This window comes from Silicimonas algicola (assembly GCF_003148765.1).
Classification (GTDB): Bacteria; Pseudomonadota; Alphaproteobacteria; order Rhodobacterales; family Rhodobacteraceae; genus Silicimonas; species Silicimonas algicola.
On record NZ_QGGV01000002.1, the window covers coordinates 174886 to 188817 of the forward strand.

Here is a 13932-nt window from a genome sequence, read left to right on the forward strand (position 1 = left end):
ATGAGCACTGGCGGGAGAGACGAGATGGCGAGCCTCGGGCAGATGTTCGGCGCGGGAGATACCGAAACCTTCATGGGCGTGCCGCGCTGCCGCGACCTGTCGCGGCTGGCGTCGAGGGTCGCGATCCTGGGCGCGGACTGCGCGACGCCCTATGCCTCGGCCGGGGCCTATTGCGCGGGCGGGGCCGCGGCGATCCGGGCGGGTGCCGCGGATTATGCGGCGAACCTGTCGCACCACCATTTCGACCTGGGCGGCATCGGCTGGCCGGACGGGCATGTCTCGGACGCGGGCGACCTGCCGCAGGATCCCGACGATGCGTCGGGAAACCGGGCGCGGCTGTTCGGAGCGGTGGAGCAGATCCTCGGCAAGGACGGGTTGCCCGTGATCCTGGGCGGTGACGACTCGGTGACGATCCCGGTGCTCGAGGCCTATGCCGGGCGGGGCGCCTTCACCCTCCTTCAGGTCGACGCGCATATCGACTGGCGCGACGAGGTGCAGGGCGAGCGGATGGGGCTGTCGTCGGTGATGCGCCGCGCCTCGGAGATGTCGCATGTCGCAAGCATCGTGCAGGTTGGCCAGCGGGGTCTTGGGTCGGCACGGCCGCAGGACGTGCGGGCGGCGACGGACTGGGGCGTAGGCTTCGTTCCGGGCGGAGAGGTGGCCCGCGACGGCGTCGGTCGTGCGGTCGACCTGGTGCCCGATGGGGCCGATGTGGTGGTCTGCTTCGACTTCGACGCGCTGGATCCGTCCATCATGCCGGCCGTCATCGCGCGGACAGCTGGCGGTCTGCGCTATTGGCAGGCGCTCGAGCTGCTGGCGGGGGTGGCGTCGAAGGCGCGGATCGCAGGCGTGGTCTTCACCGAGTTCATGGCCCCGCGCGACATCGACGGGATGGGGGCGGCGACGGCGGCGCAGATCGTCATCGCGACCCTGGGGATCCTGGCCCGGCAGCGCTAGACGGCTGAAATCAGTGGTGCGAGTTCATCCTGCGGGATGTGCTGGTCGAACATGATGCCGGCGTACCAGGCACTGGACCAGACGATCGACGCGGCGCGTTCGCCCTGCGGCAGCCGGACCGACAACGCCGTGCCGCGTGGCGGCGCATTTTCCCAAGCCAGTTTCATGCCCCCCGACGAGATGTCGAGGGCTGTGAGCCGGATCGATTGCGGTCCGCGCGCCGGCGTCTCGTAAGCGACGTCGATGGCGATGGTCGTGAAGTGACGCGGCAGACGCTCGACTTCGGCGATGCGGTAGGGACGCGACGTGCGCACGATATACACGAGGACGGCGAGGGCCGCGATCCCGGTGGCCGAGAGCAGCGGCCAGAGGTTCGTGGCTCGTGATACGGCGGCGTTGCCGGTGTGGCCGGTCGAGGCAAGACCTCCTTGAGCGCCCTCTTCCTCCTCCGGCCCTGCGGTCTCGAAGCGTGGCACGCAGCCTGTCGCGCGGACGGCGCGCGCGAGCCAGGCGACGTTGTCGCGGCGGGGCGCGCGCGCGGCCATCGACGCGGGATGCCCTGTGACGAAGTCGCGCGAGAGGCTGTGCGCGGCTGCGAGGATGCGGTCGAGCCGTTCCACGTCGAGGTCGGTTTCCGGGGGAAGACGCGCTGCGAGGGCGATGGCCGAAGTGCCCGGCAGCGCCGCCAGAAGCTGAGCGGCGGAGCGGGCGGCGAGGTTTGGATCATCCACGACGATGGCGTGATAACGGTCGTGGATGCGAGCGAGCGAGGTCGCAGCCTCGCACCCCGTCCCGGCGGTGGCGGGCTCCGTGAAGAGCAAGGCGAGGAGGGCGAGGATCCGAGGGAACATGTTCAGCACTGCTGCGCGCGGGGCGTGCCGATCATAGGCCATGAGGGTTTGCGCGCGGGTTAACGGCAAAGGCGTGCCGCGTCAGATTGCGCCGTGCGATGCTGGCGTGTATGTCTTTCGACAATGAAAAATGGCGTTGAGGATATGGGCATGCGTCGGGTCGTCGTCACGGGACTTGGGATCGTTTCTCCTCTCGCCTGCGGGGTCGAAGAGACATGGCGCCGCCTTCTGGCGGGAGAGTCCGCGGCGGGGACGATTACGCGGTTCGATGCTAGCCATCTGGCGACCACCTATGCCTGCGAGGTGCCTCGCGGAGACGGGTCGGACGGGACGTTCAACCCCGACGACTGGATGGAGCCCAAGGAACAGCGCAAGGTCGACGATTTCATCCTCTACGGCATGGCCGCCGCCGAGCAGGCGGTGCGGGACGCGGGCATCGGCGATTTGTCCGACGAGGAAAAGCTGCGCACGGGCGTCATGATCGGGTCGGGCATCGGTGGGCTTCAGTCCATCGCCGAGACGGCCGTGCTTTTGAAGGAGCGCGGGCCGAGGCGGGTGTCGCCCTTCTTCATTCCGGGCGCTCTCATCAACCTCGTGTCGGGGCAGGTGTCGATCCGCTTCGGGTTCAAGGGGCCGAACCATGCCGTTGTCACGGCCTGTTCCACCGGGGCTCACGCCATCGGGGATGCGTCGCGTCTTATCATGCTGGGTGACGCGGACATCATGGTGGCGGGAGGGGCGGAAAGTCCGATCTGCGAGATCGGGATCGCCGGGTTCAATGCCTGCAAGGCGCTGTCGACCAAGCGCGGCAACGATCCGGAGAAGGCCTCGCGTCCCTATGACGCCGACCGCGACGGTTTCGTCATGGGCGAGGGGGCGGGCGTCGTGGTGCTGGAGGAGTACGAGCACGCCAAGGCGCGGGGCGCGCACATCTATGCCGAGATCCTGGGGTATGGGCTGTCGGGTGACGCCTATCACATCACCGCGCCGTCCGAGGACGGAGAGGGTGGCGAGCGGGCTATGCGAGCCGCGCTGAAATCGGCGGGACTGACCGGGGCCGATATCGATTACATCAACGCGCACGGCACCTCGACGATGGCGGACACCATCGAGTTGGGCGCAGTTGAGCGGGTCATGGGCGATGCGGCGGCGGGTGCGACGATGTCGTCCACCAAGTCGTCGATCGGTCACCTTCTGGGGGCGGCGGGCGCGGTGGAAGCGATCTTCTGCATCCTCGCCTTGCGCGATCAGGTTGCGCCGCCGACCATCAACCTCGACAATCCTGCCGTCGAGCCGAAGCTCGACCTTGCGCCGAACGCCAAGCGCGAGCGCAAGATCGACGTGGCGCTGTCAAATTCCTTCGGGTTCGGGGGCACGAACGCGAGCCTCGTGATGGGACGGGTCGACCTCTGATGTGGCGCTCTTTCGCCTCGAACATGTTGACGATCCTGATCGTGGCCCTGATCGCGATTGCGGGCGTGATTGCCTGGGGACAGCGGGAGTACGTCGCGGAGGGGCCGCTGGAGGAAACGATCTGCGTGCAGGTGCCGCGGGGCGGGTCCATTGCGAAGGTGGCCGAGGGGCTTGAGGCGCAGGGTGCGATCTCGAACGCGACGATCTTCCGGCTGGGGTCCGATTACTCGGAGCGCTCGCCCGCGTTGAAAGCGGGCTCTTTCCTTGTCGAGCCCGGTGCGTCGATGCAGGAGATCGTCGGTGTGCTGACGGGCACGGGCGTGTCGACCTGCGGGACTCAGGTGCGTTACCTCGTGCAGGTGGGCGGCCAGTTGATGCGGGTGCGCGAGCTGGACAAGGACACGCAGCAATTCGTGGTGGCGGCGGAGTTCGATCCGAAGGCGGTCGAAACACCGCCTGCGGAATACCTGGAGGCGCTGGACGACGTGGCGACGGGCTTTGAGGTCGTCGTGACCGAGGGCGTCACGAGCTGGCAGGTGGCCGAGGCGCTGAAGGCGTCCGACCTCTTCGCGGGCGACCTGACCGAGGTGCCTGCCGAGGGCGCGCTTGCGCCGGGGTCCTACGAGATCCGTCCTGGTCAGGACCGGGGCGCGTTCCTGGATAACCTCGAGGCGATTCAGACCGCGCGTCTGGATGCGGCCTGGGAAGCGCGGAGCGAGGATGCCCCGGTCGAGACGAAGGAGGAGGCGCTGATCCTCGCCTCGATCATCGAGAAGGAGACGGGGCTGCCGGACGAGCGCTACCTTGTCGCGAGCGTCTTCGCGAACCGGCTGCGGGACGGGATCAGGCTTCAGACCGACCCGACGGTGATCTACGGCATCACCAAGGGGCAGGGCGTCCTGGGGCGGGGTATCCGGCAGAGCGAGCTTCGGGCGGAGACGCCATACAACACCTACGTCATCGAGGGGCTGCCGCCGACTCCGATCGCCAATCCGGGCGAGGACTCGATCAAGGCGGCGCTGGCGCCGGCGGAGTCGGAGTATGTGTTCTTCGTTGCGGACGGCACCGGAGGCCACGCCTTCGCGGTTACGCTGGAAGAGCACAACGCCAACGTCGCGCGGTGGCGAGAGATCGAGGCAGAACGTGCGGCGGCGGCTGAGGCTGCCGCTGAGACGGCGCCGGAAAACCAGTAGCGATTCCCTTTCTGTTGGACGGAATTGGGCGGGGTAGGATCTGCTCGACGGCAGGGGCATTGGCCCGGTCCGGCCGGCTGTTGCGTGAGTTTTCGTTTGGAGGGCGTTGAAGACGCTCGGAAAGTCGCCGCGGTAACCATTCGTTAATCGCATCGTACGGTATTATCCAATTCTATCAACAACTTAAGGCTTGACCTTCAGGGCGGTCCGGGGTACACCTTCAGGCAAGCTAGGAGACGTGGCAGCGCGGTTCGGGGTAAGTCCCGGTGCCGCGTTTTTCTTTTCCATACCATGGGAGCGTGGATGACAGACGATCCAGCCATTCTCGCCGGAACCTTCAAGTCGCGCAGGCTGCTGCTCTTAAGCGAGTCCGTGGTCAACGACATGCTCGACGTGTTCCAGGACGCTGCGACGGAGACGGCGAAGACCGCCGACAAGGCCTCGCTGGCCGAGATGAAGAGTGCGCTTCTCGTCTATTCGAAGGCGCGGAACGAACTGATAGACGAGGTGAAGAAACATGAAAAGCATGTCCTTGAAGCGAGAGGACTTATCGCGTCCGCCCCTATCGACTTCGACCGGCTTCGGGTTGAGATCGGGCGCTCTCTCGATCGCATCCGCACCGCGAGAGATGCAGAGGGAATTCCTGGAGGGTCTTTCTGACCAGGCGCTGCGCGCGCTGCCGTATCTGTTCGACTTCTGGGCGCTTCCGCACCAGTTGCCGCCCGAAGATGCGGGCCAGTGGAAGACCTGGGTGGTCCTTGGCGGGCGCGGTGCCGGAAAGACGCGGGCGGGGGCCGAATGGGTCCGCTCGATGGTCGAGGGATCGGGGCCGACGGACGAGGGACGGGCGCGGCGTGTGGCGCTGGTGGGCGAGACCTTCGACCAGGCGCGCGACGTGATGGTCTTCGGCGAGAGCGGGATCCTGGCCTGCACGCCGCCGGACCGGACGCCGGTTTGGGAATCCGGGCGGCGGCGGTTGGTGTGGCCGAACGGGGCCGAGGCGAAGCTGTTCTCGGCGCATGATTACGAAGGGCTGCGGGGGCCCCAGTTCGACGCGGCCTGGCTTGACGAATTGGGCTGTGCCGCCGTCGACAAGGGGACGAACGAGCCGAACCGTTTTCTCGACCCGAAGTCGTCGGAGTCGTCGTTGCCGAAGCATTCGACAGGCGCACGCGACGACCTGATCCAGATGCAATACCTGCGTGCGGTGTCGGAGTTTTGGTCCGACGCCGGAAACAACCCCGTCTCGGACGTCTATGGCGCGCAGATGATCGACACGGGACGCATGTTCGTTTGGGCTTGGGATGCGCGACCCTATCCCTGGTTTCCTGCCGATGCCGACGTCTGGGGCGATGGCGAGAACTATGCGCGCGGGCACTGGCTGAATGGTCGGGTGGCCTCGCGGACGCTTAACGGTGTCATCCGCAGCATCTGTGCGTCGCAGGGCATCGACGACATCGACGTCTCGGACGTCCGGGGCCTTGTCCGGGGCTATGCGGTCGAGGGCGGTGCTTCGGCGCGGGAGGCCTTGCAGCCGCTTCTTCTGGCACATGGTGTGGATGCGGTCGAACGCGAGGGGCAGGTCGTTTTCCGGACGCGCGACGGACTCGTCGGCGAGACCCTCGAAACGGCGCTTTTCGCGCGCGACGAGGGGGAACCGGTTCTGTCGCGGACACGTCTGGCCGATGCCGAAGTCTCGGGGCGTGTGCGACTGACCTACGTCGAGGCCGATGGGAATTACGAGGCCCGCGCGACGGAGGGAATCTTTCCTGACGAGGTCACGACGGGCATAGCGCAGAGCGAGTTGCCTCTCGTCCTGACAGGAGGGAAAGCCCGATCCGTCGTCGACCGCTGGCTTGCCGAGGCGCGGGTTGCGCGCGAGGGCGCGACATTCTCGTTGCCGCCGTCTTCGGGTGTGAGGGCGGGCGATGTGGTCACGGTGGAGGGTGCCGATTATCGCGTGGACCGTCTCGAGGAGGCGGGCGCGCGACGGGTCGAAGCGGTACGTGTGGAGCGGGGTCTCTATCGTCCCTTCGTCGGGACGGATACCTTCGTCATGACGCAGCCGCATGTTCCGCCGCTGCCGGTCTGGGCGGAAATGATGGACCTTCCGATCCTGCGGCCGGAGGCGGTGCCTGACGCGCCATGGATCGCGGCGGTCTCCGAACCCTGGCCGGGCGAGGTGGCCGTCTATTCATCCATCGACGGGGAGCGCTGGAGTTTCGAGACCAGTCTCTCACGTCGCGCTGTCATGGGTGTGACGCTGAATGATCTTCCGGCGGCTCGGGTCGGGCTGTGGGACAGGGGTCCCGATCTGTACGTGCGGCTGGCCTACGGCACCCTGGCGTCGGTCGACGACATGTCGCTGTTCGCAGGTGGCAACGTGGGCGTGATCGGGTCCTCCGATAGCCTAGACCGGGAGGTCTTCCAGTTCCGCGATGCGAAGCTTACGGCGCCCGAGACTTGGGCGCTGTCGCATCGGATGCGGGGGTTGCGCGGTACGGAGGGGATCATGCCCGAAATCTGGCCTGCGGGATCGACGGTCGTCGTTCTGGACGCCGCCTTGCGACAGGTTGTCTTGCCGTCTGAGGCGCGCAGACTCGAGCGGCACTATCGGGTGGGGCCCGCGACGAAGCCGGTAGATCACCCGTCCTACATCGGCTTCACGCATATGGCGCGTGGTGTCGCGTTGCGTCCCTTCGCGCCGGTTCATTTGAGATTGGCTGTCGATGGAGCAGGGGCCCACCATTTCTCCTGGATACGCCAGCCACGGATTGACGGGGACAGCTGGACGCTGGCCGAGGTCCCCCTCGGCGAGGCGAGCGAGCGCTACCGGGTCGAGGTCTGGAGCGCGGGAACGCTTCGCAGGGCCAATGCGACAAGCGCGCCTGTCTTCACTTATGCCGCGGCGGAGCGCGTCGCTGACGGCGTCACGGGACCCTACGACGTGAGGGTAGCGCAACTGTCGGACCTTTACGGACCGGGACTTGAAGCAAGGATCAACATCAATGACTGAGACGATTCGACTTGGGTTGCCGGTCCTGGCGCCGGCACAAGCACAGAAACATGTGACCGTGAACGAGGGTCTCGCGCGTCTCGATGCGCTGGTCCAGCTTTCGATGGTCGGGGTCGATATCGTCGTCCCGCCCGTGTCGCCCGCCGAGGGCGACGTCTATGGTGTCGGCGAGGTGGCAACTGGTGCCTGGGCCGGACGAGACGGACAGATCGCGCTTTTTCTGAACGGAGGCTGGGCCTTCATCACGCCCGCGTCCGGCTGGCAGGGATGGTCAGAGGACGCCGGAACCCGCATCGTCTTCGACGGTAGGGCATGGATCGAAGGGGCGGGGGCTCTGTCCGCGCACGGCGCAGGTTTCGTTCACCGCGTCGTCGAGATCGACCACGCCATAAGCGCCGGCGTCACTTCGACGGTGACGGCCGCCTTGCCCGGCGGCACCACGGTGTATGGCGTGACGGCGCGTGTCGTCTCGACACTTGGGGGCGCGTCTTCACTGGACATCGGCGTTTCGGGGTCCCCGACGCGCTACGGCTCGGGGATCGGAACGGCTCAGGGCTCGTGGGCACGAGGACTGACCGGCTCTCCCCTTGCGTACTACGCCGATACGGACCTTGTCCTCACCCCCACGGGGGGCGCATTCGCGGGGACAGGCGTCATCCGACTGGCCATCCACTTGGCGGAGTTGAGCCTTCCCCGCGCCTGAACAAGGCATTGCCTGAGGGCAGGGGCTTTTTTCTTGGAGCGACCTTGCTATCTGTTCTAGAACGCTCGCGTCAGGGAAGGAAGCGACATGGGCAAGGAACTGCCGCGGCTCACGCCTCTCGACCCGGTCTGGGACCGGATCAAGCAGGATGCGCATCAGGCGATCAACGATGAGCCGCTGATCGGTGGCATGGTTCACGCGGCGGTGCTGCACCATGCGACGCTGGAAAGCGCGCTCTGCTATCGGTTCGCGCTGAAGCTGTCTTCGCCCGAGATGGACGCCCAGCTTCTGCGCGAAATCTCGGAAGAGGCCTATGCCGCTGACCCGAACCTGGGCGAGGCCGCGCGCGCGGACCTGGTTGCTATCTTCGAGCGCGATCCGGCCTGCCATCGGCTGCTTCAACCCCTGTTGTTCTTCAAGGGCTTCCAGGCGGTCCAAGCCTACCGTGTCGGCCACTGGCTGTGGACAGAGGGTCGCCGCGATCTGGCCTACTTCATTCAGGCGCGCGTGAGCGAGGTCTTCGGCGTCGACATTCATCCGAACGCAGTCGTGGGCAAGGGCCTGATGATCGACCACGCTCACTCCATCGTGGTCGGCGAGACGGCAGTCGTCGGGAACAACGTGTCGATGCTGCATTCCGTCACGCTGGGCGGAACCGGCAAGGAAGGTCACGACCGCCATCCCAAGGTAGGCGATGGCGTCTTGATCGGAGCAGGCGCGAAGGTGCTGGGGAACATCAAGGTCGGAAACTGCAGTCGGGTCGCCGCAGGGTCTGTCGTTCTTCAGGAAGTGCCGCCGTGCAAGACCGTCGCGGGTGTGCCAGCCCGCATCGTGGGCGAGGCGGGCTGCGATCAGCCGGCCTTGAGCATGGACCAGATCCTGGGCTCGGTCGGGACGGACTGAGTCAGGACTTCTTTCCGTCGCGACGTCTTTCCTGTTAGGTTCCACTTGAAGCCAAACAGGGGGTGTCGGAATGAGCATTCGTCGAGCGAAGGGTCGCGGACATCTCTTCGACAGCATCTTGGACACTGTGGGTGACACACCGGTTGTGCGGATCAACCGTATCGGGCCGGATCACGTCACCGTCTACGTCAAGTTCGAGGCGTTTAATCCCGCAGGGTCCGTGAAGGATCGCCTGGCCCTCAACATCATCGAAGCGGCAGAGCGCGATGGACGTCTGAAGCCCGGACAAGCGGTCGTCGAGGCGACGAGCGGCAACACCGGCATCGGGCTGGCAATGGTATGTGCCGCCAAGGGGTACCCCCTCGTCATCACGATGGCCGACAGCTTTTCGATCGAGCGGCGCAAGCTGATGCGATTCCTGGGAGCTCGGGTCGTTCTGACGCCGCGGGCGCAGAAAGGCCTGGGCATGTACCACAAGGCCAAGGAGCTTGCCGAGGCGAACGGCTGGTTCCTCGCAAGCCAGTTCGAGACGCCGGACAACGCCGATATCCACGAGACGACCACAGCGGCCGAGATCCTCGGCGATTTCGACGGGCAGCGTCTGGATTATTTCGTCACAGGCTATGGCACCGGCGGAACGGTCACCGGTGTTGGGCGAGTGTTGCGGCGCGAGCGACCGGACACGAAGATCATCCTCTCGGAGCCGGCAAACGCGCAGATCGTGGGGTCGGGTCGTGCCAACGACCGGAACGAGGCGCACCAGCCGACGGCAAGCCATCCCGATTTTCAGCCCCATCCGATCCAGGGGTGGACGCCCGACTTCATCCCTTGGGTGCTTCAGGAGGCAATCGACGAAAAGCTGTACGACGAGCTTATTCCCGTGGCGGGTCCGGACGGCATCCATTGGTCGCGAGAGCTGGCGCGCAAGGAAGGAATCTTCACCGGCGTGTCGGGCGGATCGACATTTGCGGTCACCATGGGCTTGGCAGAGACGGCGCCCGAAGGGTCGGTCCTCTTGTGCATGCTGCCCGACACAGGTGAGCGTTACCTGTCGACACCGCTGTTCGAGGGCGTGACCGAGGACATGGACGACGACGAAATGGCGCTGTCTCTGTCGACGCCGGGCTTCCAGCTCTGACGATCAGGTCTTTGCGCCGAAGGGCCGGTCGATGACGGCGAGGTCGACGAGATTCCACGTCAGCTTCTCGTTGCGGTAAAGACGTTTGCCGCGCCGCGGATAGTCCGACACGTCGTGGGCCTTGCGCTGGCTTACCGCAAGGCAGCGCAGCGCCACTTCGCCCGTGTTCTTCAGCGAATGGGCAAGTCCGCCCTTGCGGCATCCGATGAAATCGCCCGGTCCGATCTGGAAACTTTCGGAACCGACACGGGCGATACCCGTGCCCTCGATCACATAAAGGCACTCCTCCTCGTGGTAGTGCTTGTGGTGTTCGGTGCTTTCGTCGCCGGGCGCCACCTCGATCAGGGCAAAGCCGATCTCCTCCATCCCCGTCAGTTCGCCGAGCGCTTTCTCGACTCGGCGCGCGCCGTCGTTCAGGAAATGCGTCCTGAGTGTGCCGGGCAGGGCATCGATGTCCCGCCGGGTGAGAATGTAGGTCTCCTTAAGCATCTCGCCTCCTGCGTACCGCGGACCGGTTGCCGCGTCTCCTAGCAGGTCAGAGGTGTCGAACGCGTTAAGCGACGCCGACCAGTTGGTCGAAGGCTTCGAGTGCCTTGACGCCGTACATGTAAGCCGGTCCGCCTCCCATCATCACGGCGACCGAGATCGTGTCGGCCACATCCTCGCGGCTGGCGCCGGCCCTTGCGGCGGCATGGACGTGGAAGCCGATGCAATCGACGCAGCGGGTGGCGATGCCGATACCAAGCGCCACCAGTTCCTTCTCGCGGACCGTCATCGCGCCTTCGGCCATCGCCGCGCGGTGTAGCGCGGTGAACCCATGGCCCGTTTCGGGCCTGAGACCGCGGAACGTGTTCAGGTTCGCGCTTGTCTCGTCGAGGTGGTGCTTCCAGTCCATGATACATCCTTTCCGGTCTCGGAAAGGATCTGGCCCGGGTGATGTCCCCGAGCCTTGTCCTGGATCAACCCGGTTTCATCGGCCCGGAAATATCCCGGGGAGCGCGAGGGGCAGCGCCCCTCGCCGGGCCTTGGTCAGGCCAGCATCCCCATGGGGTTCTCGAGGTTGGCCTTGATCGCCTCGAGCAGCTGCGCGCCGAGCGCTCCGTCGATGACGCGGTGGTCGACCGACAGCGTCACGCTCATCACCGTCGCGACCTCGATTTCACCCGCGTCGTTGACGACGGGCTTCTTCACTCCGGCACCGACCGCAAGGATCGCGCCGTGAGGCGGGTTGATGACGGCGTCGAAGTTGTCGATGCCGAACATGCCCAGGTTCGAAACGGCGAAGCTGCCGCCCTGGTATTCGTCGGGCGCCAGCTTGCGGTCGCGTGCGCGGGCGGCGAGGTCCTTCATCTGCGCCGACAGGGTCGAGAGCGATTTCTGCTCGGCGTCCCGCAGGACAGGCGTGAACAATCCGCCTTCGATGGCGACGGCCACCGCCACGTCGGACGGCTTCAGCTTCAGGATACGGTCGCCCGCCCAGACCGCGTTTGCGTCCGGTACCTGCTGCAGCGCCAGCGCGCAGGCCTTGATGATGAAGTCGTTGACCGACAGCTTCACGCCGCGCGCCTCGAGCTGCTTGTTGAGTTGACCCCGAAAGGCCATCAGGGCGTCGAGCCGGATGTCGCGGCGCAGGTAGAAGTGCGGGATCGTCTGCTTGGCCTCGGTCAGGCGGGCGGCGATCGTCTTGCGCATACCGTCGAGCTTGACCTCCTGGTACTCCCGGCCCTGATACATCCGGGCGACGGCATCTGCACCCAGTCCGGCGGGCATCGCGGGCTTCTGGCCCTCGGTCGCCTTCGGCGCCTCGGCGGCGGGTGCGGCGGCCTTGCCGGGTTCGGCGGTCTCGACGTCGGCCTTCACGATCCGGCCCTTCGGTCCCGATCCCTTGACCTGGTTCAGGTCGAGGCCCTTGTCCTTGGCGATCCGGCGCGCCAGCGGCGAGGCGAAGACGCGTTCGCCCTTGTTCTCGGACGCCTCGACCTTCGGAGCGGAGGCCTGACCGTCGTCGCCGCGGCCATAGCCCTTCTGCGGTTCGGTCGCGGAGGAGGCGCCGGCCGGAGCCGTCTTGGGGTCGGCCTCCTTCTTGGGCGCTTTGGCTTTCGTGTCGCCCAAGTCATCCGCGCTTTCGCCGTCGGCGAGAATTACGGCGATCGGCGTGTTGACCTTCACGCCCTCGGTGCCCTCGGCCACGAGAAGCTTGCCGACGGTGCCTTCGTCCACCGCCTCGAACTCCATCGTCGCCTTGTCGGTCTCGATCTCGGCCAAAAGGTCGCCCGACGAGACGGTGTCGCCTTCCTTGACCAGCCATTTCGCCAGTGTGCCCTCCTCCATCGTGGGGGAGAGTGCGGGCATAAGGATTTCTATCGGCATCGCGGTTCCCCCCTCAGCGATATGTCACGGCCTTCACCGCATCGATCACCTCTTTCACGCTGGTCAGCGCCAGCTTCTCGAGGTTCGCGGCATAAGGCATGGGCACGTCCTTGCCGGTGCATTTCAACACCGGCGCATCGAGATAGTCGAAGGCCTCGCGCATGATCTCGGACCCGATGTGGTCGGACATGCAGGCGACAGGCCAGGCCTCTTCGATGGTGACGCAGCGGTTGGTCTTCTTCACGCTCTCGATCACGGTCGCCATGTCGAGGGGGCGCAACGTGCGGAGGTCGATGACCTCGGCTGCGATGCCCTCTTTCGCCAGTTCGTCGGCGGCCTGAAGGGCGTAGGTCATGCCTATGCCCCAGGAGACGAGCGTCACATCCTCGCCCTCGCGCCAGATACGGGCCTTGCCGAAGGGAATGGTGAAGTCGCCGATCTTCGGCACGTCGAAGCTGCGGCCGTAGAGGATCTCGTTCTCAAGGAAGACGACCGGGTTCGGATCGCGGATCGCCTGCTTCAGAAGGCCCTTCGCATCCGCGGCCGAATAGGGCTGCACGACCTTGAGGCCGGGGACCGAAGAATACCACGCCGCGTAGTCCTGGCTGTGCTGTGCGCCGACGCGGGCGGCAGCACCGTTCGGACCGCGGAAGACGATCGGCGTCCCCATCTGCCCGCCCGACATGTAGAGCGTCTTGGCGGCCGAGTTGATGATCTGGTCGATGGCCTGCATCGCGAAGTTCCAGGTCATGAACTCGACGATGGGACGAAGGCCGCCCCAGGATGCGCCGACGCCGATGCCGGCGAAACCATGCTCGGTGATCGGCGTATCGACCACGCGGCGGGCGCCGAATTCGTCCAGAAGACCCTGTGTGATCTTGTAGGCGCCCTGGTACTCGGCCACCTCCTCGCCCATGACGAAGACAGTGTCGTCGCGGCGCATCTCTTCGGCCATCGCGTCGCGGAGCGCTTCGCGGACCGTCGTCGACACCATCTCGGTGCCTGCGGGATAATCGGGCTCCTTGGCGCGGCTCCCGACGGCCTTCGCCTTGGCGGGCGCGGGGGCAGGGGCCTCGGCCTTTTCCGCGGGCGCCTCATCCTTCGACGGCGCTTCGGTCTCGACGTCGTCGGCGCTTTCGCCCTCCTCGACGAGGACGGCAATTGGAGTGTTGACCTTCACACCCTCGGTCCCCTCGGCGACGAGGAGCTTGCCCACGGTGCCCTCGTCCACGGCCTCGAACTCCATCGTCGCTTTGTCGGTCTCGATCTCGGCCAGGATATCGCCGGACGAAACCGTGTCGCCCTCCTTCACCAGCCATTTGGCCAGCGTGCCTTCCTCCATCGTGGGGGAGAGTGCGGGCATCAGAATCTGTGTCGCCATGGTCCTG

The 13932-nt window shown here is 65.9% G+C and carries 13 protein-coding genes; 8 read left to right on the forward strand and 5 right to left on the reverse strand.

Going from position 1 to position 13932, the window contains the following annotated elements; translation table 11 throughout:
- Positions 1-24: 24 nt before the first annotated feature.
- On the forward strand, positions 25-957 hold the full coding sequence (locus tag C8D95_RS05340) for an arginase family protein (RefSeq protein WP_109758141.1): 933 nt from the start codon (positions 25-27) through the stop codon (positions 955-957).
- On the opposite strand, the gene C8D95_RS05345 is transcribed toward C8D95_RS05340, so the two are convergent.
- Positions 954-1808 (reverse strand): PilZ domain-containing protein, encoded by an 855-nt coding sequence (locus C8D95_RS05345; protein WP_126918574.1) that lies wholly within the window; start codon positions 1806-1808, stop codon positions 954-956. The genes C8D95_RS05340 and C8D95_RS05345 overlap by 4 nt on opposite strands.
- A gap of 150 nt (positions 1809-1958) precedes the next feature.
- Between C8D95_RS05345 and fabF the strand changes: the two genes are divergently transcribed.
- The 7 genes from fabF (at position 1959) to C8D95_RS05375 (ending at position 10174) form a co-directional block, all read left to right on the forward strand.
- Positions 1959-3221 (forward strand): beta-ketoacyl-ACP synthase II, encoded by a 1263-nt coding sequence (gene fabF / locus C8D95_RS05350; RefSeq protein WP_109758523.1) that lies wholly within the window; start codon positions 1959-1961, stop codon positions 3219-3221.
- Positions 3221-4414, forward strand: coding sequence for an endolytic transglycosylase MltG (gene mltG, locus C8D95_RS05355; protein WP_109758143.1), 1194 nt, complete (start codon positions 3221-3223; stop codon positions 4412-4414). Before fabF ends, mltG begins: the two co-directional genes overlap by 1 nt.
- 303 nt (positions 4415-4717) lie before the next feature.
- Positions 4718-5074: a hypothetical protein gene (locus C8D95_RS21940; RefSeq protein ID WP_164721692.1), complete on the forward strand. Its 357-nt coding sequence runs from the start codon at positions 4718-4720 to the stop codon at positions 5072-5074.
- Positions 5043-7430, forward strand: a complete 2388-nt coding sequence (locus C8D95_RS05360) for a baseplate megatron protein TIM-barrel domain-containing protein (protein WP_164721691.1) — start codon at positions 5043-5045, stop codon at positions 7428-7430. The genes C8D95_RS21940 and C8D95_RS05360 overlap by 32 nt, the downstream gene beginning before the upstream one ends.
- Positions 7423-8133, forward strand: coding sequence for a DUF2793 domain-containing protein (locus C8D95_RS05365; RefSeq protein ID WP_109758145.1), 711 nt, complete (start codon positions 7423-7425; stop codon positions 8131-8133). The genes C8D95_RS05360 and C8D95_RS05365 overlap by 8 nt, the downstream gene beginning before the upstream one ends.
- Before the next feature lie 87 nt (positions 8134-8220).
- A complete protein-coding gene (gene cysE, locus C8D95_RS05370) occupies positions 8221-9036 on the forward strand; it encodes a serine O-acetyltransferase (protein ID WP_109758146.1) in 816 nt (271 codons plus the stop codon).
- A gap of 70 nt (positions 9037-9106) precedes the next feature.
- Positions 9107-10174, forward strand: a complete 1068-nt coding sequence (locus C8D95_RS05375; protein ID WP_109758147.1) for a PLP-dependent cysteine synthase family protein — start codon at positions 9107-9109, stop codon at positions 10172-10174.
- Positions 10175-10177: 3 nt separating this feature from the next.
- Here the strand turns inward: C8D95_RS05375 and C8D95_RS05380 are convergent, their stop codons facing one another.
- From C8D95_RS05380 to C8D95_RS05395, 4 genes are all read right to left on the reverse strand, one after another.
- Positions 10178-10663: a cupin domain-containing protein gene (locus C8D95_RS05380; protein ID WP_109758148.1), complete on the reverse strand. Its 486-nt coding sequence runs from the start codon at positions 10661-10663 to the stop codon at positions 10178-10180.
- 64 nt (positions 10664-10727) lie between these two features.
- Positions 10728-11069: a carboxymuconolactone decarboxylase family protein gene (locus C8D95_RS05385; protein WP_109758149.1), complete on the reverse strand. Its 342-nt coding sequence runs from the start codon at positions 11067-11069 to the stop codon at positions 10728-10730.
- Between the two features lie 134 nt (positions 11070-11203).
- Positions 11204-12544 carry a pyruvate dehydrogenase complex dihydrolipoamide acetyltransferase gene (locus C8D95_RS05390; protein WP_109758150.1) on the reverse strand — a complete coding sequence of 447 codons (1341 nt, stop codon included), beginning with the start codon at positions 12542-12544 and terminating at the stop codon, positions 11204-11206.
- Between the two features lie 13 nt (positions 12545-12557).
- Entirely contained in the window at positions 12558-13925 is a 1368-nt protein-coding gene (locus tag C8D95_RS05395; RefSeq protein ID WP_109758151.1) for a pyruvate dehydrogenase complex E1 component subunit beta, read from the reverse strand.
- Between the last annotated feature and the right edge of the window lie 7 nt (positions 13926-13932).